Genomic DNA, 17,908 nt, shown 5'->3' on the forward strand with positions numbered 1-17,908 from the left:
GGCCCTTGCCTGGTCCAATGAATGCCAATTGTCGCGTTCTAGGGGAATTCACGCGAAGTTCCACCGCCGTGGGAACCTTAAAAAAAGGTCAACTTCCAATGTCCGCGCGAAGATGGACCCCAGCCCGGGAGCGTCCACCCCCCGGCGCCGGTTCACGATCGGTTCGGCATCGGGTCACGTGAAGACCAGGTCACGGACATGGGACGCGCGCGTGCGCGACGATGGCCTCGTACAGCGGGCCATTTGGACCGATCCTTGGCCAATTTGACAGCTCACCCCGATCGCGCTATTCGCGTAAAAAGCGCGCCAATCACTTGAATACTCAACGTGTGGCCGACACCGGACAATACCCAGGGTTGTGAAGCCTGTCAGTCCGACCTAGCGTCTTGCTCCGGACGGACCGGCGACCAATATCCCCGGGCGCCGATCCACCCTTCCACCCCAATCGCGGTGTGACACCGGTCACAAATCGGAGTGGCGCCGCGCCGATCGCCGCGGATCGCGGCGGGCATGAGGAGGCATAAATGATTCAAAGGCGAACCATTCGCCGATCTTCCGGGCGGTTCATCGCGGCCGCCGTTCTCGGCGCCGCGCCGCTGGTCGCCGCCGCACCGGCGAGCGCCGGCACCGGCGCGTCCAGCGGCGCCTACGTGCTCGTGATCGCGCCCGAGGATACGTCCCGAACGGCCGCGATCAAGGACAGCAGCCTGCGCTGCGGCCCCGCGGGCGGCTCGCACACCAACGCCCCGCTGGCGTGCGCCCAGCTCCAGACCGCCCGCGGCAGGGTCGGCGCCATTCCCGAAGACCCCGGGCCCTGCACCCGCGAATACGCTCCGGTGCGCGTCAGCGCACACGGCACATGGAACGGCTCCCCGCGCCACTACACCAAAACCTTTTCCAACCTCTGCACGGCGGTTCGCGGGACCGGCGGCGTGATCTTCGCCTTCTGATCGGCCGCCTCAACCGTTCATCAGGTCCGGGAGCCGCCGGACCCGTAAAACCGAGAGCCCGGCCCGAGGCCCGCCTCCGGCGCCGGAACAGAGGAATACGAAAAATGCTCACGAAAACCATCATCATCACGGCCGCGACAGGAACTCTCGCCATAAGCCCGGTCCCCGCGCTGGCACAACCGGCGCATCCGCTCATCGAACGCGGCGACACCCTCGTCGTCTACGAGCGGATCGGCGGTTACGCCGGGCTGCACGACAAGATCACCATCGACCGCGACGGCAGGGCCGTGGTCTCGGCGGCCAAGACGACCGACTTCATGCTCACCACGGGTGAGTACCGCGACCTGCGCAGGGCGCTCGACCAGATCACCTCCACCTGGTCGTCCTCGTCGGGCTGCGAGATCGCCGACCACTTCACCTACTCGATCCAGTACCGGGGCTGGCAGGCGTCGCGCTGTCACGAGCCGCCCCAGGACTGGACGGCGGCGGTCAAGCAACTCGACTCACTGATCGACGGCTCCGCCTGGTAGACCCACCACCCCGCGCAGGCCCCAGGCCCCGAGCAGGCCCAGGGCCACACGCGATCGCGTCAGCTGACCGGGGGAAGCGAGCCGAAGGCGAGCCTCCCCCGGTCAGATCGCGGGGCGAGGCGGCAGCACGGTGTAGCTAGGTACACCCCATGTCCGGGTTTCGGGCACACTGTGCCGACGGACGGGCGGCCGGAGACTTATTCGTACGACGACGTGCGGAGGTACCGGTGAGCGGGGTAGTGGCGATGAACGAAACGTGGTTGCAGGAGCGGGTGCGGGCGCCCTGGCGGGGGTTCCGGCTGGGCCTGCTGGCCTTCCCGGCGATGGTCCTGTCCGCGTTGCTGATGACGGCGCTGTCGCTGATCAGCGTCGGGATCGGCGTCCTGCTGGTCCCGCCGCTGGTGCTGGCGGTGCGGGGGCTGCTGAACCTGTACCGCGACCTGATCGGCAAATGGACCGGGACGACGATCCAGCGCCCCTACCTCCCCGAGCCCGAGACCGAGCCGGGGCTCGCGGGCCGGGGACGCCGCTTCAGCACCATGGTGTCCGACCCGGCGACCTGGCGTGACCTGGGCTGGCTGCTGGCCGACCCGATCGTGGTGGTGTTCACCGCCGCGCTGCCGATGTACCTGATCATCTACGGGGTCTTCGGCATCCTGCTCTCGCTGTTCCTCGGCCGCGTGATCACCGACGCCGGCGGCAGCGACTGGTACACGTTCATCCACGTCACCCAGGGCTACGCCGACGAGCCCTGGCGGATGGCCGGGACGGCCGTGCTCGGCGCGATCTTCATCGCGCTCGGATTCGTGTTCGGCCCGAACCTCCTGGCCGCCTACGGGCGCTGGGGGAACGTGCTGCTCGGGCCGACCGAGGCGTCCAGGCTCAAGCTGCGCGTCGCGCATCTCACCGAGACCCGCTCGGACGCCGTCGACACCTCCGCCGCCGAACTGCGCCGCATCGAGCGCGACCTGCACGACGGCGCCCAGGCGCGGCTGGTGGCGATGGGCATGAGCCTCACCGCGATCGAGCACCTGCTCGACAAGGACCCCGAGAAGGCCAGGCAGCTGCTCGCCCAGACCCGGCAGTCGTCGGCGTCGGCGCTGCGCGAGCTGCGCGACCTGGTGCGCGGCATCCACCCGCCGGTGCTGGCCGACCGGGGGCTCGGCGACGCGGTGCGCGCGCTGGCGCTGGACCATCCCCTCTCGATCGAGGTTACCGTCGACCTGCCCGCGCGTCCCGAGCCGCCGGTGGAGTCGGCCGCCTACTTCGCCGTCGCCGAACTGCTGGCCAACGCGTCCAAGCACTCGGGTGCGGGCCGGGTCTGGATCGACGTGCGGCACCAGGACGGCATGCTGCGGATCTCGGTCACCGACGACGGCCGGGGCGGCGCGTCCCTGGAGGGCGGGACGGGCCTGCGCGGGATCGAGCGCCGCATCGGTACATTCGACGGCGTCCTCGCCCTGAACTCCCCGGTGGGCGGCCCGACCCTCGTCACCCTGGAGATGCCGTGCGCGTTGTCCTGGCCGAAGACCTCGCCCTCCTGAGGGAGGGGCTCGTCAGCCTCCTCGAAGCGCACGGCTTCGAGATAGCGGCGGCCGTCGACAACGGCCCTTCGCTGCTCAAGGCGCTGATCGACCACCGTCCCGACGTGGCGGTGGTCGATGTGCGCCTGCCGCCGTCCTTCACCGACGAGGGGCTCCAGGCGGCGCTGGCGGCACGCCGCGAGATCCCCGGCCTGCCCGTGCTGGTGCTGTCGCAGTACGTGGAGCAGCTCTACGCGCGCGAATTGCTGGCCGACGGGTCGGGCGGCATCGGCTACCTGCTCAAAGACCGGGTGTTCGACGCGGGGCAGTTCGTGGACGCGGTGCGCCGCGTCGCGGGCGGCGGCACGGCGATGGACCCCGAGGTCGTCTCGCGCCTGGTGGCCAGGGGCGCGCGGGACGAACCGCTGGGCCGGTTGACCCCGCGCGAGCGCGAGGTGCTGGAGCTGATGGCGCAGGGACGCTCGAACGCCGCGATCGCGCAGCAGCTCGTGGTCACCGAGCGGGCGGTCACCAAGCACACCGCCAACATCTTCGGCAAGCTCGACCTGGCCGTCGCGGGCGACGACAACCGCCGCGTTCTGGCCGTTCTGGCCTATCTCAACCGGTGAATCTCCGTTAGGGCTGGTCAACGGCGTTCTGTTGCGGTTGGCTACCGGTGCCGCGATTTCGGGCTATCACGGTCCGCACTTGGGGAATCATCTTGCCAGGCAAGATCGGCCCTAGGAGGGCGCCATGACGGTGATCCTTGTCCTGCTGTGCCTGGCCATCGCCGGGCGCGAGCTGTACCTGGCCTTCGATCGCCGACGAACCGGGACGGCGCCCGAGGTCGCCGACATCCGCACCCAGCTCAGAACGTTGAAGGGCACCCGCGACGAGCTGCAGCGGTTCCGCACGTCCCAGCACGAGAAGCTGGAGCGGCTCGTCACCGCCCAGGACGAGCAGGGCGCCGCGCTGCGCCGGGCCGACGCGCGGGTCGACGCGCTGATCACCGACATCAACGACCGGATGCTGCCCGAGGTGAACGCGCGGCTGGCCGGGCTCACCGACGACCTCGCGCGGCTCTCCCGGCGGGACGACCCGGTGGAGCGGCTGTCGGCCGAGATCGCGCGGCTGCGCGGCCATCTGGTCGGGCAGCTGGAACGGCAGGAGGCGGCCTCTCTGGGCGCCGATCCCGTCGACACCATCGGGGGACGGCTCGGCGGCAACGCCACGCGCCGCGACCTCGTCCGCGCGTACGAGCGGTTCGCCGAGCGCTACGGCCTGCGCGTCGAGCTCACCGACCCCGAGCCGGGTGAGGGGGGCGGCGACTGGCGCGTCCGGTACTACCTCAGCGGGCGCAGCCCGCGCGCGCTTGAGCGCGACTTCATCGATTTGGTCCGCATGCTGCGGGCCGTCCGGGGCGACTCGGCCGTGTCCGAGGAGGGCACCGACGCCCGCACCCTGCTGGCCTGCCTGTGCAAGGCCCGCACCGGCGGCGCCCAGGTCGGCCCGTTCGTCGCGGTCCGCACACCCGAGTCCCTGCTGTGCGGGGTGCTGCCGCTGTCGGCGCTGAACCGCCGGGAGGCGTCGGCGCTGCTCACCGACCCGTCCGGCACGGCCGTGCGTCTGCGTCGGCTGCCCGAGACCCGGCTGTGCGACGTCAGCTCCTGGCCCGCGCTGCTCGGCCGAGGAGGTCCAGGTGGAGGGGGGCGAGCGGCGCTCTAGGCACGCCGGGCTAGGTCGGGGAGGTCCAGGTGAAGGAGGGCGGACGGCGTTCCAGGAAGGCCGCGACGCCCTCGGTGGCGTCGCCTCCCCTGACGACCTCGTCGAGCCAGCGTCCGGCCACCGGCTCGACCGGGGCGCCCGAGGTGATCGCGTCGACGATCTCCTTGGTGGCGTGCTGGGTGAGCAGCGAGCGCGAGGCGAGGGTCGCGGCGAACTCGGCCACCCGGCCCGCCAGGTCACCGGCCGGGACGACCTCGTCCAGCAGGCCGATGCGCAGCGCGTGCGCGGTGCCGATCAGGTCGGCCGAGAACAGCAGGTACTTGGCGGCCGACGGGCCGACCAGCCGGACGATCCGGGTGGTGGCCGAGGCCGGGTAGACGATGCCGAGCCGGGCCGGGGTGATCCCGAAGCGGGCGCCCTCGGCGGCGAACCGCAGGTCGCAGGCCGCGGCGAGCTGGCAGCCGCCGCCGACGCAGAAGCCCTCGATCGCGGCGAGCGTCGGCTTGGGGAAGGCGGCCAGCGCCTCCTCGGCCGCCGTCGACAGATGCCCGCCGTCGTTGCGGTTGATGTCGGCGAGCTCGCCGATGTCGGCGCCAGCGCAGAAGTCGCCGCCCGCGCCGGTCAGCACCACGGCGCGGACCGAGTCGTCCGAGGCCAGGTCGTCCAGCAGGACGGGCAGGGCGCGCCACATCGCCGCCGTCATCGCGTTGCGCTTGCCGGGACGGTCGATCGTGATCGTCCCGACGCCCGCCTGGACCCCGCAGCGAAGCCCGTCTTCGACGGCCATGCCCACCCCCTGTTTTTCGACGCGCCGCAATCGTACGGACCGCGCGCGGCGCTCCGTACCGGGCCCTGCAGCGGAGCGCAGCGGAGCGGAAGGGGCCGCGCGGGGGTGTGGGGGGGTGTGGGGGGTCGTCCCCCCACAGGGGACACGGCCCGTGGGGTGGTCTCCGTCCTGGGTACGACCCGGGTCCTCCTCCCGTACACCCAGGGGTGAGAGGCAAGACACGACTCCGGAGGGAGGAATTCATCGGCGGCGAAGTGGATTCTAAGAGAGGGCGGCCCCCGAGGGAACGGAGCTCGTGGTGCCACAAAGCACTCGCGTCTTCTGGACCATCCGACTCGACGACGCCTTGGCCGGAGCCCCCGAGCGGACCGGCGCCAAGGCCGCCAACCTCGCGCGCGCGGCCCGGCACGACCTGCCGGTCCTGCCCGGGTTCGTCCTCCCGGTCCAGTGCCTCGCGCCCGAGTCCCCCGCGCGCTACCTGAACACCGGCGAGCTGCGCGCCGCCTGGTCGGCGCTGAGCCGCGACGGCGAGCGCACGCTGGTGGTGCGCTCCTCGTCCACGATGGAGGACGGCGCGGCCTCCTCGATGGCGGGCCGGTTCGTGTCGGTCCTCGGCGTGACCGGCTGGGAGGAGTTCCTCAAGGCCGTCGAGGACGTGCTGGCCTCGGCCTCGGGGCCGGGGACGATGGCCGTGCTCGTCCAGCCGCAGCTCGACGCGGTCGCGGGCGGTGTGATGTTCGGGGCCGACCCCGTCGACGGCCGTACCGACCGGGTGATCGTCGCGGCGGTGACCGGCGGGCCCCAGGCCCTGGTCGGCGGCGAGGCCGACGGCACCCGGTACGCCCTGACCCGGCGCGGACGCGTCGTCGGCGTCGAACCCGACGACGACCAGGGTCCGCTGACCCCCCTCCAGCTCAAGGCGCTCGCCCGGCTCGCCGCCAGAGCCGCCGCCGTGTTCGGCGGGCCCCAGGACATCGAGTTCGCCTTCGACGCCAAGGGACGGCTCTGGCTGCTGCAGAGCCGCCCGGTCACCGCACTGGCGCCCGTAGCGCCGCGCCGCGCGGTGCTGCTCGGCCCCGGTCCGGTCGCCGAGACGCTCCCCGACCCGCTGACCCCGCTGGAAGAGGATCTCTGGCTGGAGCCGCTCAACACCGGCATCGGCGAGGCCCTGGCCGCCGTGGGCGCGGTCTCCCGCCGCGCGCTGCGCGCGAGCCCGACCGTGCTGGCCGTGGGCGGACGGGCCGCCGCCGACCTGCGCCGCCTGGGCGCGGCCCCCGGGCGCCCCTCGCGGCTGCGCCTGCTGAACCCCGTCCCGTCCGCCCGGCGTCTCGCGGTCGCCTGGCGGGTGGGACGGCTCCGCGCCGAGCTCCCCGACCTCGCCGCCGACACCGCCGCCGCCGTGGACGCCGACCTGGCCGCGGTGCCGCCGCTCGCGGAGATCACCGACATCGAGCTGGTGGCCGCGCTGCGCTGGGCCCGGGCCGCGCTGGCGTCCCTGCACGGGCTGGAGGCCCTGGCGGGGTCGCTGCTGGACGGCGAGTCCGGAACCCCGGGCACGGCCGCCGCCGAGGGCCTGGCCGCCCTGCACCGGGGCCGGGCCAAGGGCCTCCCCGACGACCGGCTCCCGGCGGTCGAGCCCGCCGTCCTGGCCCTGGTGCCGCCGTCGATCGCCGCCGTCCCGCACCTTCCCGAGGGAACCGGCGCGCCCGCCGCCGCGCGCGAGGGCGAGCTGCCGCCCCGCGAGCTGCTCAGGCTCAGAATCCGCTGGGTCCAGGAGCTGGGCGCCCGCCTGGCCTGGACCGCCGGACGCCGGCTGGCCGCCGCCGGTGCCCTGTCCGAACCCGAGCTCGTCCGCGCCCTGCGGTTCCCCGAGCTCGCGGCGGCCCTCGATGGCGGGTCCCTCCCGGCCGGCATCGAGGGCCGCCCCTCCCCGCCGCGCACCGCGCCGCTGCCCGCCGCCTTCCGGCTGGCCGGTGACCGGATCGTGGCGGAGTCCGCGCCTCCCGGGGACGGTGCGCGCCCCGCCGGAGGCGGACGGGGGTCCGGGCCGGTCCATTCCGGCCCGGACGCTCCCCCGCCGGGCTCGGTCCTGGTGGTGCGGACGCTCGCGCCGTCGCTGGCCGCCCATCTCCCCACGCTGGCCGGGCTGGTCGCCGAGACCGGCAGCCCCCTGTCCCACCTGGCGATCCTCGCCCGCGAGACGGGCGTCCCGGTCGTCGTGGGCCTGCGCGGCGCCCTCGACCGCTTCCCGCCCGGCACCGAGGTGCTGGTGGACGGCGACACGGGCCGCGTCGAACCGCTCCGCGCCCCGGCGGCCGGCCGGGCCGAGGGTGAGGAGTCGGTCGCATGAGAAGGGCGGTGTACGCCGGGCTCGGGTTCATGGTGGTGGCCACCGGCGGATACCTGGTGGTCTACACGGCCCGCTGGGAGTGGCAGCGGGCGCTCATGGCCGGTGAGCTGCTGCTGGTCACGCTGATCGTCCTGCTCACCGTCGCGGGGGCGCGGCGGCTGCGCGAGATGGAGGAGCGGCTCACCCGCCGGATCGAGGCGGCGCAGCGGGAGACCGGCGTCCCGGCCCAGGCCCGGCTGGCCGCCGTGCCGTCCCCGCACGCCTACGGCGACCCGCAGCCGGTGCCGGACGCCCCGCGCTTCCGCTGGCTGCAGCCCGACTCGACGTCCTACGGCGTGTTCATCCCGGTGCTGCTCGGCGCGGGCATCGCCGTCGCGGGCCTGGCCGCGCTCGTGGAACGCGTCGCCGCCGCGTTCGGGCGCGCCCCCGCGCCCGGGACGTCGCGCGTCCCGTCCTCGCTGGCCTTCCCGGCGGGCGGCGTGCTCGCGGGCGCGCCGGAACCGGCGTCCCCGCGCACGCGGCCGTGGGCGCCGCGCGTGGTCGCGGGCGCCCTCGCGGCGCTGCTGATCGCGACCCTGGTGATCGTCGAGCTGGCCGAGCGCACCCAGGACCGGCCGGACGCCCCCGTCGCGGCGGCGGCCACCACGCTGGTCATCGAGGCAAGGACGCGGGGGCTGACCGGCGCCCCGTCGGCCGACCCGCTCGCCACTCGGTTGTGGGAGTATTGCCGTGGCTCGACCCGCCCCTACCTGCGTCAGGGCGGGCTCGCGCCACTCGGGGGCCAGCGGTACGCGCTGGTCGTCCAGCCCGCGCTGGGAGAGCACTCCCTGCGTCGCCTGCGGGGCTGTCTGGAGGACGCGGTGGTCGACCGCGCCCAGTTCCGCGTGACGTCGGTCCAGCCACGCTGACGAGATCGGGGAATGCATTTCGCGTCACTTGTGCTGTACTGTCGTGGTAGCGCTCATCTTCTGAGAGGCGCTTACCCCGCCCGGGCCATCTGAGTGCCCGGTGACTCGAGTTCCCCCATTCGTCCGAGCCCAGCGAACGCGCACAGCCGCGATCCGGGCCATCGCATCCAGGGAGCCGTTCCCCGCCCGAAGAGCCGGGCGGAAGATTTCTCTCCTACCTCTCGCCCGCGAGCCACGGGTCCACCCGGCCGTACAGCGAGAACGACCTCCGGGGAGCGCGGCAGATCCGCGCCGCCCGAGAAGGGACCCCCATGACCAGCACCATCACCGAACCCAGGCCCGCCGCCGAGCACGACGTGCCCGCGCAGCAGCAGCGCCGCCGCACCCGCGGCCAGGCCGCCGACGCCCGGCAGCGCGCCGACCGTCCCGCCGACCTCCCGGCCGTTCCCTTCCACGGGATCCTCGCCCTCCAGGACAAGCACGCGTTCGTGCGGACCGAGGGCTACATGGCCGGGCCGTCCGACGTCTACCTGACGCTCGCGCAGGTCAAGGCCGACGGGATGCGCCCCGGCGACATCGTCGAGGGCACGGCCAGGCCGCCGCGCTCCGGCCGCGAGAGGTACCCCATGCTGGCGAGCGTGACGTCGGTCAACGGCGGCCCGCCCGAGCTGGCCCGCGACCGTCCGGAGTTCGGGCGCCTCACGCCCCTGTACCCGCAGGAGCGCCTGCGCCTCGACACAGGCCCCGCCGCCACCCGGGTCATCGACCTGATCGCGCCGATCGGCAAGGGCCAGCGCGGCCTCATCGTCTCGCCGCCCAAGGCGGGCAAGACCATCATGATGAAGGCGCTCGCCAACGCGATCGCCGAGAACAACCCCGAATGCCACCTCATGGTCGTCCTCATCGACGAGCGGCCCGAGGAGGTGACCGACATGGAGCGGTCCGTGCGGGGCGAGGTGGTCAACTCCACCTTCGACCGTCCCGCCGCCGACCACATCGCGCTGGCCGAGCTGGCCATCGAGCGGGCCAAGCGGCTGGTCGAGGCGGGCCACGACGTGGTCATGCTGCTGGACGGCATCACCCGCCTCGGCCGCGCCTTCAACCAGGCCGCCCCGAGCAGCAGCCGCATCCTGGCGGGCGGCGTGGCCACCACCGCGATCTACCCGCCCAAGAAGTTCTTCGGCGCCGCCCGCAACATCGAGAACGGCGGCTCGCTGACGATCCTGGCCACCGCGCTGGTGGAGACCGGGTCCCGTATGGACGACGTCTTCTTCGAGGAGTTCAAGGGCACCGGCAACATGGAGCTCAAGCTCGACCGGAGCCTGGCCGAGCGGCGTGTGTTCCCCGCCGTCGACATCGAGGCGTCCAGCACCCGGCGCGAGGACCTGCTGATGTCCCCCGAGGAGCTGGAGCTGAACTGGCGGCTGCGCCGCGCCCTGCACGGCATGGAGCGCCAGCAGGCCGTCGAGATGCTGCTCGACAAGCTGAAGGGCACCTCGTCCAACGCCGAGTTCCTGATGGGGATGCGGCAGACGCTCTAACTCCCGCGACCCGGCTAGGGACCCGCCCGCTCCGACCTGAAGGTCTTGAGCATCCGGTCGTACATGCGCTGACCCGGCGTCCAGTGCGCGTCGGGGGCGAAGAAAGAGAACTCATAACCCGCGGCCCTGCTGACCAGCCCGTGCCTGACCTTGGCTCCGCCCCAGGTGAACTCCCACTCGGCGGCGTTCTCCGAGAGCTCGGGCATCGGTTCCAGGCGCAGCAGGCGATACCCCGGGAAGGCGCCCTCGCGGACGGCCTCGCGCTCGGCCTCGCGCAGGCGCTCCAGCGGATCCCCGGCGGCCGGTTTCACACGCAGGCCGCTTCCCAGCCGGGGGTCGCGCCATTCGACCGCGTCACCGCGGCGCTGAAGCGTCCATCCGGCGGGCACATCGACGGTGTACCGTCCGGGCTCGCGGTGGGTGACGGTCTCGGCCTCGCTGCCCGACACCGGGACCAGCGTGAGCGCGTCGCCCTGGCCCACCGAGTTCCACCGCGCGGTCCAGGCGCCCAGCATGATCACCATCGCGGCGAGCGTGGCGATGCTGACCACGGCCCCGATCCGCGGCCGCCGCCACCGCGCCCGCGCGACCGGCGCCGGTTCGAGCTCGCTCGCCTCCCGCAGCAGCCGGTCGAGGTAGCCCGCGGCGAACCGGTCTCCCGGCTCGGTCCGCAGCAGCCCGTCGATCACCGCCGCCAGCGCCCCCGCCCGGACCGGACGCGGGTACTCGCCGAGCAAGACGACCACCATCGTCGCCAGCGGATGGCAGCGCAGGAACGGCGACCGCCCTTCGACGGCGGCGTACAGGGTGGCGCCGAGCGACCACAGGTCCGACGCCTCGGTGCCCGGCTCGCCGCGCACCCGCTCGGGCGCCAGATACGCCGGAGACCCCTCGATGCCGGACACCAGGGTCTCCTCGGGATCGCCCGCGGGATCCGCGTGCGCGGCCAGGCCGAAGTCGGTCAGCAGGACGCGGCCGTCCTCGCAGAGCATGACGTTGCTGGGCTTGACGTCCCGGTGCAGGATTCCGGCGGCGTGGGCGGCGCGCAGCACCGCCAGCACCGAGCGGCCGATCTCGGCGACCCGGGCGGGCGGCAGCGAGCCCTCGTCGGCGATCACCTGCCGCAACGACCGGGCGCGCACGAACTCCATCACGATCCAGGGGCGGCCGTCCTCGACGATCAGGTCGTGGACGGCGACGACGCCGGGATGGTGCAGCGCGGCGGTGGCGCGCCCCTCCTCGATCGTCCGGCGGCACAGGAGCCGGCGCTCGCCCGCGGTGAGCCCCTCGGGCAGGCGGACCTCCTTGACCGCGACCTCCCGGTCGAGGGTCTGATCGTAGGCCCGCCAGACCGTTCCCATCCCGCCCCGGCCGACCACGGAAAGCAGCCGATACCGTCGCGCGAGCGGTATCTGCCGGTCTTTCCCCATGCTGTCCTCATCGCCGGACCGGCCCCAAGACATGTTCCGCGCCGGTCCATCATTTCTTGACCAGGGTCAGCTCCCGGTGCGGCCCGCTCACCGGGACCGTCCGGCGGCGCTGCCGGCGGCGCAGGATCCAGGCCGACCAGGCGGCGGCACCGGCCGGCACTTCGATGGCGTAGGTGTAGAACGCGTACAGAAGTGTGGCCGCCGCGGCGGGCACGGCGGGCACCCCGAAATGCAGCAGGAGGGCGGCCGTCCCGGTTTCGCTGATCCCGGCGCCGCTCGGGGTGATGACGGCGGTGGTGAGCATCCGGTTGATGGCGAACACGGCGACCACCTCGGCCACCCCGACGCTCGCCCCGGCGGCCTCCAGGCAGGCCATCAGCAGCAGCGCCTGGAGCACCAGGTAGGACGCCATCCCGAAGGTGAGGCCCTTCCAGCCGGTGCGCAGGACGTCCACCGAACGGTTGCGCACGTCCAGCATCGCCCCGTCGGCGCCGAGCAGCAGCCCGCGCGGCCGGGACGGGAGCCGCAGCGCCACGCGGCGCAGCCCGCGGTCGACGGTGCGCGCCGCCGCCTCCGAGCGCAGGGCGAGCGCCAGCAGGACGACGATGCCGACCAGGGCCGTGGCGGCCGTCGCGGCCAGCGCCGCCATGTCCCGGCCGGGCAGGCCGCCCGCGACCATCAGCGCGACGATGCCGACCGCCGGGAGCAGCAGCCGCGCCATCACGTTCCACACGCCGGTGACCAGCGTGGACACCGCGATCGCGGCGTTGCCGTGGCCCCAGCCGCGCGCCATCGCGAACGTGGCGGCCACGCCCGCGGCGCCGCCGAACGGCAGCAGGTTGCTCACCGCGCTGCCGACGGCGTTCAGCATGAACGCGTGCGGGTGGTTCAGCCCGGGCAGCGACGCCGTGAGCACGACGGTGTAGGCGCCGAGCCCGGCCAGCCACAGCGCGGTGAGCCAGGTCAGCTCGTCCAGGCTGAGCAGCGCGAGCTGGTGCCGGATGCCCGCCCAGTTCACGCCCATCATGTACGGCAGCGCGAGCAGGAGGGCCAGGGCGCCCAGCAGCGAGATGGCCGAGAAGGCGACTCTCGTGGGGGCGCTCAAACTCCGGCCGCCGCATCGGTGGCCGGGGCGGCCACCCGGGGGCGCGGTTCGGGCCAGTGATCGAGCGGATGGCCGAGCGCCGTCCCGGGCGGGAGGTCCCGGCGGACGTACCACTCGGTGCCCATCACCCGGCGGAACAGCGGGCGCGGCAGCCGCAGCAGCGCGGCCAGCGTCCGCACGGAGTCGCCGCCGGTCGTCTGGGTGGCGTGCGCGGCCATGGACGCCCGTTTGGCCCGGGTGTGGGCGCGCACGTCGACCCGGTGCGTGATCTCGGCCCGTCCCGCGTAGGCCGTTTCGAAGCGCGTCACGTCCAGCGCGCGCGGGGCCAGCCGCCAGCGGGTGATCGGGCGGAGCGCGCGCAGCAGCAGGTCGCGGTCGACCGTGGCCTCCAGGACGACCGGCGTCCCGGCCAGCCGCGCCGCCTCGACCCCGACGCGGTGCACCTGGACGTGGTCGGGGTGGCCGTAGCCCCCGGCCGGGTCGTAGACGGTCAGGAGGTCGGCGCCCTCCTGCCGGAGCAGCTCGGCCAGCTCGGCGGCGGCGGTCGCCAGGTCGGCGCGGGCGAAGCCTCCGGGGGCGGCGCCGTCCAGGCCGGAGTCCTCGTAGCCGAGCAGGACGACGCGATGGCAGCCCAGCGCGCGGGCCGAGGCGTGGAGCTCGGCCGTGCGCACCTCCCCGAGCGGCTCGCCGGCCTCGGCGGTCAGGCCGCGCTCGCCGGCGGTCGCGACCACGAGCACCACCCGGTGGCCCTCGGCCGCCAGGCGCGCCATGGTTCCGGCCGTCAGCAGCGCCTCGTCGTCGGGATGGGCGTGGAAGAAGACACAGGTCCGTCGCACGGGTTCTAGATTCCCGCACGACCGTGAAGTTCAGGCATGACCGAGGTCAAACCTGGGCCATGGAGCGTCCGGGGGGCGTGTCGCGGCCCCGGCGGCTCCGAGACTTCGGAGGGATGAGAATCCTCCATGTCAGCGACTGCTTCCTCCCCCGGCTCGGCGGTATCGAGGTGCAGGTGGACGAGCTGGCCCGCGCCCAGCGGGCGGTCGGCCACGACGTCGCGATCGCCACCGCCACGCCGGACCCGGGTCCCGAGCGCCTCGCCTACCCGGTGGACCGGCTGATCACTCCCATGCCCTGGGAACTGCCCGTCGGGCGGTCGCTCGGACCGGTCCTGGCCGACCGCAAGCCGGACGTGGTGCATGTGCACGCGGGCGCGGTGTCGCCGTTCGCCTGGCGGGCCGTCCACAGGGCCGTGGACGAGGACCTGCCGGTCGTGCTCACCGTCCACAGCCTGTGGGGAACTTTCAGCCAGGCGGCCTACCGGGCGCTCGTCCCCGGCTGGACGCGCCGTCCGCACGGCGGTCTGGTCGTCACGACGGTCAGCGAGGCGGCGGCGCGTCCCGTCCGCCGGGTGGTCGCGGGCCGCGCGCCGGTGCGGGTCGTCTCCAACGGGATCGACCTGCCGCGCTGGCACGGCGGGCCCGTCTCACGGGATCCGGCCGACGACCGCGTGCACGTGGTGGCGGTGGGACGGCTCGCGCCGCGCAAGGAGCCGATGCGGCTGCTGCGGCTGCTGCGGGCCGTCGAGGCGCACGTCCCGATCAGGGCGACGGTCGTCGGGGACGGCCCCGCCCGCGCCCGGATGGAGCGCTACCTGCGCCGTCACCGGATGGGCGGCTGGGTCCGGTTGACCGGACGGCTGGACCGCTCGGCGGTCAGGTCGGTCCTCGGCGGCGCGGACGTGTTTCTAGCACCGGCGGCCCGCGAGTCGTTCGGGCTGGCGGCACTGGAGGCGCGGCTCGCGGGTCTGCCCGTCGTGGCGCAGGCCGACAGCGGCGTCGCCGACTTCGTGGCGTCCGGCCGGGAGGGGCTGCTCGGCCGCACTCTCCCCGAACTGGCCGCGGCGCTGCGGCGGCTGGCCGACGACCCCGAACTGCGCGGGCGCATCGCCGCGCACAACCGCGGCACCGAGCCCGCTCACTGCACCTGGCCGTCGGTCCTGGCCTCGTTCGACGACTGCTACGAACTGGCCTCGGCGAAGACGCCCTTCGCCCACTTGTAGTCGGACTTGCCGACGGCGGTGCGCTGCACCTCGTCCACCAGGTGGATCTGGCGGGGCAGCTTGTACCCGGCCAGACGTCCCCGGCAGTGCTCGGTCAGCTCGTCCAATGTCGGCGCGGCGCCGGGACGAGGCGCGATCACCGCGGCCACGCGCTGCCCGAACCGCTCGTCGGGCAGCCCGACGACGACCACGTCATAGACGTCGGGGTGGTCCTTGAGCGCCACCTCGACCTCCTCGGGGTAGACCTTCTCCCCACCGGTGTTGATCATCAGCGAGCCCCGGCCGAGCAGGGTGATCGTGCCGTCCTCCTCCAGCGCGGCGAAGTCCCCCGGGATCGACCAGCGGGTGCCGTCGGCGTCGGTGAAGAACGTGGTGGCGGTCTTGGCGGGGTCGTTGTAGTAGCCGATCGGGATGTGGCCGCTGCGGGCCAGCCTGCCGATCTCGCCGGGCGCCACCTGCTTGAGGTCGTCGTCCAGCACGGTGATGCCCGGCTTCATCTGGAAGCGGGCCGTGCCCTCCTTCGCGCCGACCGACGGGCCGCAGGCCCCGGTCTCCGAGGCGCCGTAGTTGTCCAGGAACAGCACGTTCGGAAGGTGGACGCGCAGCGCGTCCTTGGCGCCCTCGGTCAGCGGGGCGCCGCCGGAGGCGATGGCGAACACGGCGGAGGTGTCGTGCTCGTGCTCGTCGAGCTCCTTGGCCAGCGGCCTGGCCATCACGTCGCCGACGACCATCAGCACGTTGGCGCCCTCCTCGGCCGCGATGCGCAGCGCCTTGGCCGGGTCGAAGGCGTGGTCGGTGTAGAGGACGACCTTGGCCCCGGTGAACAGGCCCATGAACGCCACCCACTGCCCCGCGCCGTGCATGACGGGCGCGCAGTCGAGCACCGCGGTCTCGGGCTGGGCGGCCGCGTCGGCGATGCGCTCGGGGCTGGAGATCGGGTCGCCGAAGACGTTGCCGCCGCCGAGCGCGCCGAAGAAGATGTCCTCGCAGCGCCACTCGACGCCCTTGGGGTACCCCGTCGTGCCGCCGGTGTACATGATGTAGCGGTCGTCGTTGGAGCGCTCGGGGAAGTCGTCGTCCGGCGAGGCCGCCGCGAGGACCTTCTCGTACTCGACGGCGTCCCCGACGGGCGCCGCGGACCCGTCCTCGATCACCACCACGTGCGCCAGCGCGGGCAGGTCGCCGCGGACGGCCTCGACGGTGGCCACCAGCGAGCGCTCGCCGATCAGCGCCACCGACTCGGAGTCCGACAGGACGTGGTGCAGTTCCCCGGCGACGTACCGGTAGTTCACCGGGATCGGCACGGCCCTGATCTTGAAGATGCCGAACATCGCCTCGATCCACTCGGCCCGGTTGTAGGCCAGGATCGCCACGTGCTGCCCCGGCTTCACCCCGGCGGCGGCGAGATGGTGTCCGACACGGCTGGCGCGCTCGTTGAGCTCGCGGAAGGTCCGCCTTTCGTCCCCCGCGACCAGGGCGGGCCGGTCAGGGCCCGCCCCGGCGAGGATCTCCAGCAGGTCGGCCAGGTTGTAACTACGCGGCATGACGCACGTCCTCGCAGGTCGGGGTGGACACGAGTCCCCCGATCATCCCCACGAAGAGGTAACTACTCAATTACTATTGATAATTAATCCAATGACCTGGGTCACACGCCCGGCAGCCGGACGAAGATGACCTTGGTCTCCACCCCGCTGTCGATCAGACGGCCGTCCGGGCCGAACGTCCCGAGGCCGAAGTCGTTGTCGTTGATCACCGCGAGCGTCCGGCGATCGGCCAGCGCGATCCCCTCGACCTTCCCCGGCATCCCGGGCACCGCCGACAGGTCCACCGCCAGCCTCTTGGGCAGGGCCTTCACCCCGGCGGGCACCTCGGCCGACTTCTCCAGCGAGGGCGTCGTCGCGGGGTCGTCCCAGACCGAGCCGGAGATGTCGGTGGCCCGGTTCAAATCGACCTCGTAGACCTTGGCGACCTTGTCGGTGCGCTCCTCGACCAGCAGCCGGTGCGCGTCCAGCGCCACCACGCCCGAGACCTTCATCTCGGTCTGCTTGCCGCAGCTCGCCTTGTCGAACGCGCACACGTCCTCGAACCGGTAGACGTACTCGCCGGTGACCTTCCGCGTCTTCAGGTCGAACTTGAAGACCCGGGTGTGGCGCGAGGACTTGTAGGTGTTCTTGTCCGGGTTGGACAGCGGGCTCTGGACGACCGTGTAGAGCGAGCGGCCGTCCCGGCTCAGCGTCAGCGCCTCGAAGCCCCGGTTGTAGGTGCGCTTGTTGAGGATCGCGGGCAGGGTCGTCCGGACGGGATAGCTCGCGCCCGCGCCCGGCCACCCCTGGGGCAGGAACCGCTCGATCACACGACCGCGCCGGTCGAGCCGCAGCAGCGAGGGCCCGTACTCCTCGGCCACCCAGAACTCGCCGTCCTTCGTCCGCACCAGGCCCTCGGAGTCGATCCCGTCCGGGTTGAACGCGAGCCGCTGCCGCCCGTTGAAGTCATAGGGCGCCTCTTCCCGCCCGTCCACGTTCGGCAGCCCCGTGACCGGCTTCTTCTCCCCATTGGTGATCGGGAGGGCCTTGTCGATCCTGGCCTTGCCGTTGCGGACCTTCAGCTTGAGGATCGTCGGGTCGAAGCCCGGCACCGGGAAGGTGACACGATCCTCACCGTCCACCTTGACCTCGCCGTTCGGCCCCCGATCGGTGATGGCCCAGAACTCGTCCGCCGGAGCCCCGGCCTCGTGGAACAGGTCGCTGCCCACGCCCCCGAGAGCGACGCCCCGGTCATCGTCGACCGTCCCCGGGAGCAGCCGGTTCTGGAACTGCGCGAGGGGGATGCGCGGCAACGTCCCGTTCTCATGTTTGGCCGGCCGCTCTCCGGCAAAGGCCGAGGAGGCGAGCGAGAGCAGCACACCGGCGGCCGCCGCGACGGTCACGCCCCTGCGAGTCAATGAGTGATCGATCACAGCGGGACCCTAGGCCGACCGGATGGACGCGAGGTGATCCGAAG

15 protein-coding genes are annotated in these 17,908 nt (G+C 73.1%); 9 read left to right on the forward strand and 6 right to left on the reverse strand.

Annotated features, from left to right (window positions below):
• Positions 1 to 524 precede the first annotated feature (524 nt).
• The 5 genes from ACQPY4_RS40265 to ACQPY4_RS40285 all read left to right on the forward strand — a co-directional run bounded on the left by ACQPY4_RS40265 (position 525) and on the right by ACQPY4_RS40285 (position 4,728).
• On the forward strand, positions 525 to 950 hold the full coding sequence (locus ACQPY4_RS40265) for an SSI family serine proteinase inhibitor (protein WP_433330409.1): 426 nt from the start codon (positions 525 to 527) through the stop codon (positions 948 to 950).
• 104 nt (positions 951 to 1,054) lie between these two features.
• On the forward strand, positions 1,055 to 1,480 hold the full coding sequence (locus ACQPY4_RS40270; RefSeq protein ID WP_433330411.1) for a hypothetical protein: 426 nt from the start codon (positions 1,055 to 1,057) through the stop codon (positions 1,478 to 1,480).
• Between the two features lie 245 nt (positions 1,481 to 1,725).
• Positions 1,726 to 3,024 (forward strand): sensor histidine kinase, encoded by a 1,299-nt coding sequence (locus tag ACQPY4_RS40275; RefSeq protein ID WP_433330413.1) that lies wholly within the window; start codon positions 1,726 to 1,728, stop codon positions 3,022 to 3,024.
• The gene (locus ACQPY4_RS40280) at positions 2,988 to 3,632 is read left to right on the forward strand and encodes a LuxR C-terminal-related transcriptional regulator (protein ID WP_433330415.1); all 645 of its coding nucleotides are present in this window, start codon (positions 2,988 to 2,990) and stop codon (positions 3,630 to 3,632) included. Before ACQPY4_RS40275 ends, ACQPY4_RS40280 begins: the two co-directional genes overlap by 37 nt.
• 124 nt (positions 3,633 to 3,756) lie before the next feature.
• Positions 3,757 to 4,728, forward strand: coding sequence for a hypothetical protein (locus ACQPY4_RS40285; protein ID WP_433330417.1), 972 nt, complete (start codon positions 3,757 to 3,759; stop codon positions 4,726 to 4,728).
• Positions 4,729 to 4,738: 10 nt separating this feature from the next.
• On the opposite strand, the gene ACQPY4_RS40290 is transcribed toward ACQPY4_RS40285, so the two are convergent.
• On the reverse strand, positions 4,739 to 5,515 hold the full coding sequence (locus tag ACQPY4_RS40290; RefSeq protein WP_433330419.1) for an enoyl-CoA hydratase/isomerase family protein: 777 nt from the start codon (positions 5,513 to 5,515) through the stop codon (positions 4,739 to 4,741).
• A 298-nt stretch (positions 5,516 to 5,813) separates the two neighbouring features.
• Here ACQPY4_RS40290 and ACQPY4_RS40295 point away from each other — a divergent pair, with 298 nt between their 5' ends.
• The 3 genes from ACQPY4_RS40295 to rho all read left to right on the forward strand — a co-directional run bounded on the left by ACQPY4_RS40295 (position 5,814) and on the right by rho (position 10,314).
• On the forward strand, positions 5,814 to 7,865 hold the full coding sequence (locus ACQPY4_RS40295; RefSeq protein WP_433330421.1) for a PEP/pyruvate-binding domain-containing protein: 2,052 nt from the start codon (positions 5,814 to 5,816) through the stop codon (positions 7,863 to 7,865).
• On the forward strand, positions 7,862 to 8,773 hold the full coding sequence (locus ACQPY4_RS40300; protein ID WP_433330423.1) for a hypothetical protein: 912 nt from the start codon (positions 7,862 to 7,864) through the stop codon (positions 8,771 to 8,773). Before ACQPY4_RS40295 ends, ACQPY4_RS40300 begins: the two co-directional genes overlap by 4 nt.
• A gap of 311 nt (positions 8,774 to 9,084) precedes the next feature.
• Positions 9,085 to 10,314 carry a transcription termination factor Rho gene (gene rho, locus ACQPY4_RS40305; RefSeq protein WP_433330425.1) on the forward strand — a complete coding sequence of 410 codons (1,230 nt, stop codon included), beginning with the start codon at positions 9,085 to 9,087 and terminating at the stop codon, positions 10,312 to 10,314.
• 14 nt (positions 10,315 to 10,328) lie between these two features.
• On the opposite strand, the gene ACQPY4_RS40310 is transcribed toward rho, so the two are convergent.
• Genes ACQPY4_RS40310 through ACQPY4_RS40320 form a run of 3 tightly spaced genes read right to left on the reverse strand, consistent with a single transcriptional unit; the run spans position 10,329 to position 13,685 of the window.
• Positions 10,329 to 11,744 (reverse strand): serine/threonine-protein kinase, encoded by a 1,416-nt coding sequence (locus ACQPY4_RS40310; protein ID WP_433330427.1) that lies wholly within the window; start codon positions 11,742 to 11,744, stop codon positions 10,329 to 10,331.
• A 49-nt stretch (positions 11,745 to 11,793) separates the two neighbouring features.
• Positions 11,794 to 12,849 (reverse strand): lysylphosphatidylglycerol synthase domain-containing protein, encoded by a 1,056-nt coding sequence (locus ACQPY4_RS40315; protein WP_433330429.1) that lies wholly within the window; start codon positions 12,847 to 12,849, stop codon positions 11,794 to 11,796.
• Positions 12,846 to 13,685, reverse strand: a complete 840-nt coding sequence (locus tag ACQPY4_RS40320) for a PIG-L deacetylase family protein (RefSeq protein WP_433330431.1) — start codon at positions 13,683 to 13,685, stop codon at positions 12,846 to 12,848. Before ACQPY4_RS40320 ends, ACQPY4_RS40315 begins: the two co-directional genes overlap by 4 nt.
• 113 nt (positions 13,686 to 13,798) lie before the next feature.
• On the opposite strand from ACQPY4_RS40320, the gene ACQPY4_RS40325 reads away from it, so the two are divergent.
• Positions 13,799 to 14,908: a glycosyltransferase family 4 protein gene (locus ACQPY4_RS40325; RefSeq protein ID WP_433330433.1), complete on the forward strand. Its 1,110-nt coding sequence runs from the start codon at positions 13,799 to 13,801 to the stop codon at positions 14,906 to 14,908.
• Here the strand turns inward: ACQPY4_RS40325 and ACQPY4_RS40330 are convergent.
• Positions 14,866 to 16,452 carry an acyl-CoA synthetase gene (locus ACQPY4_RS40330; protein ID WP_433330435.1) on the reverse strand — a complete coding sequence of 529 codons (1,587 nt, stop codon included), beginning with the start codon at positions 16,450 to 16,452 and terminating at the stop codon, positions 14,866 to 14,868. The two genes, ACQPY4_RS40325 and ACQPY4_RS40330, sit on opposite strands and share 43 nt — an antisense overlap.
• 101 nt (positions 16,453 to 16,553) lie before the next feature.
• Entirely contained in the window at positions 16,554 to 17,864 is a 1,311-nt protein-coding gene (locus ACQPY4_RS40335) for an esterase-like activity of phytase family protein (RefSeq protein WP_433330437.1), read from the reverse strand.
• Positions 17,865 to 17,908 lie beyond the last annotated feature (44 nt).

Origin of the sequence: Spirillospora sp. CA-294931, assembly GCF_050946795.1 — a bacterium.
Lineage (GTDB): Bacteria > Actinomycetota > Actinomycetes > Streptosporangiales > Streptosporangiaceae > Spirillospora.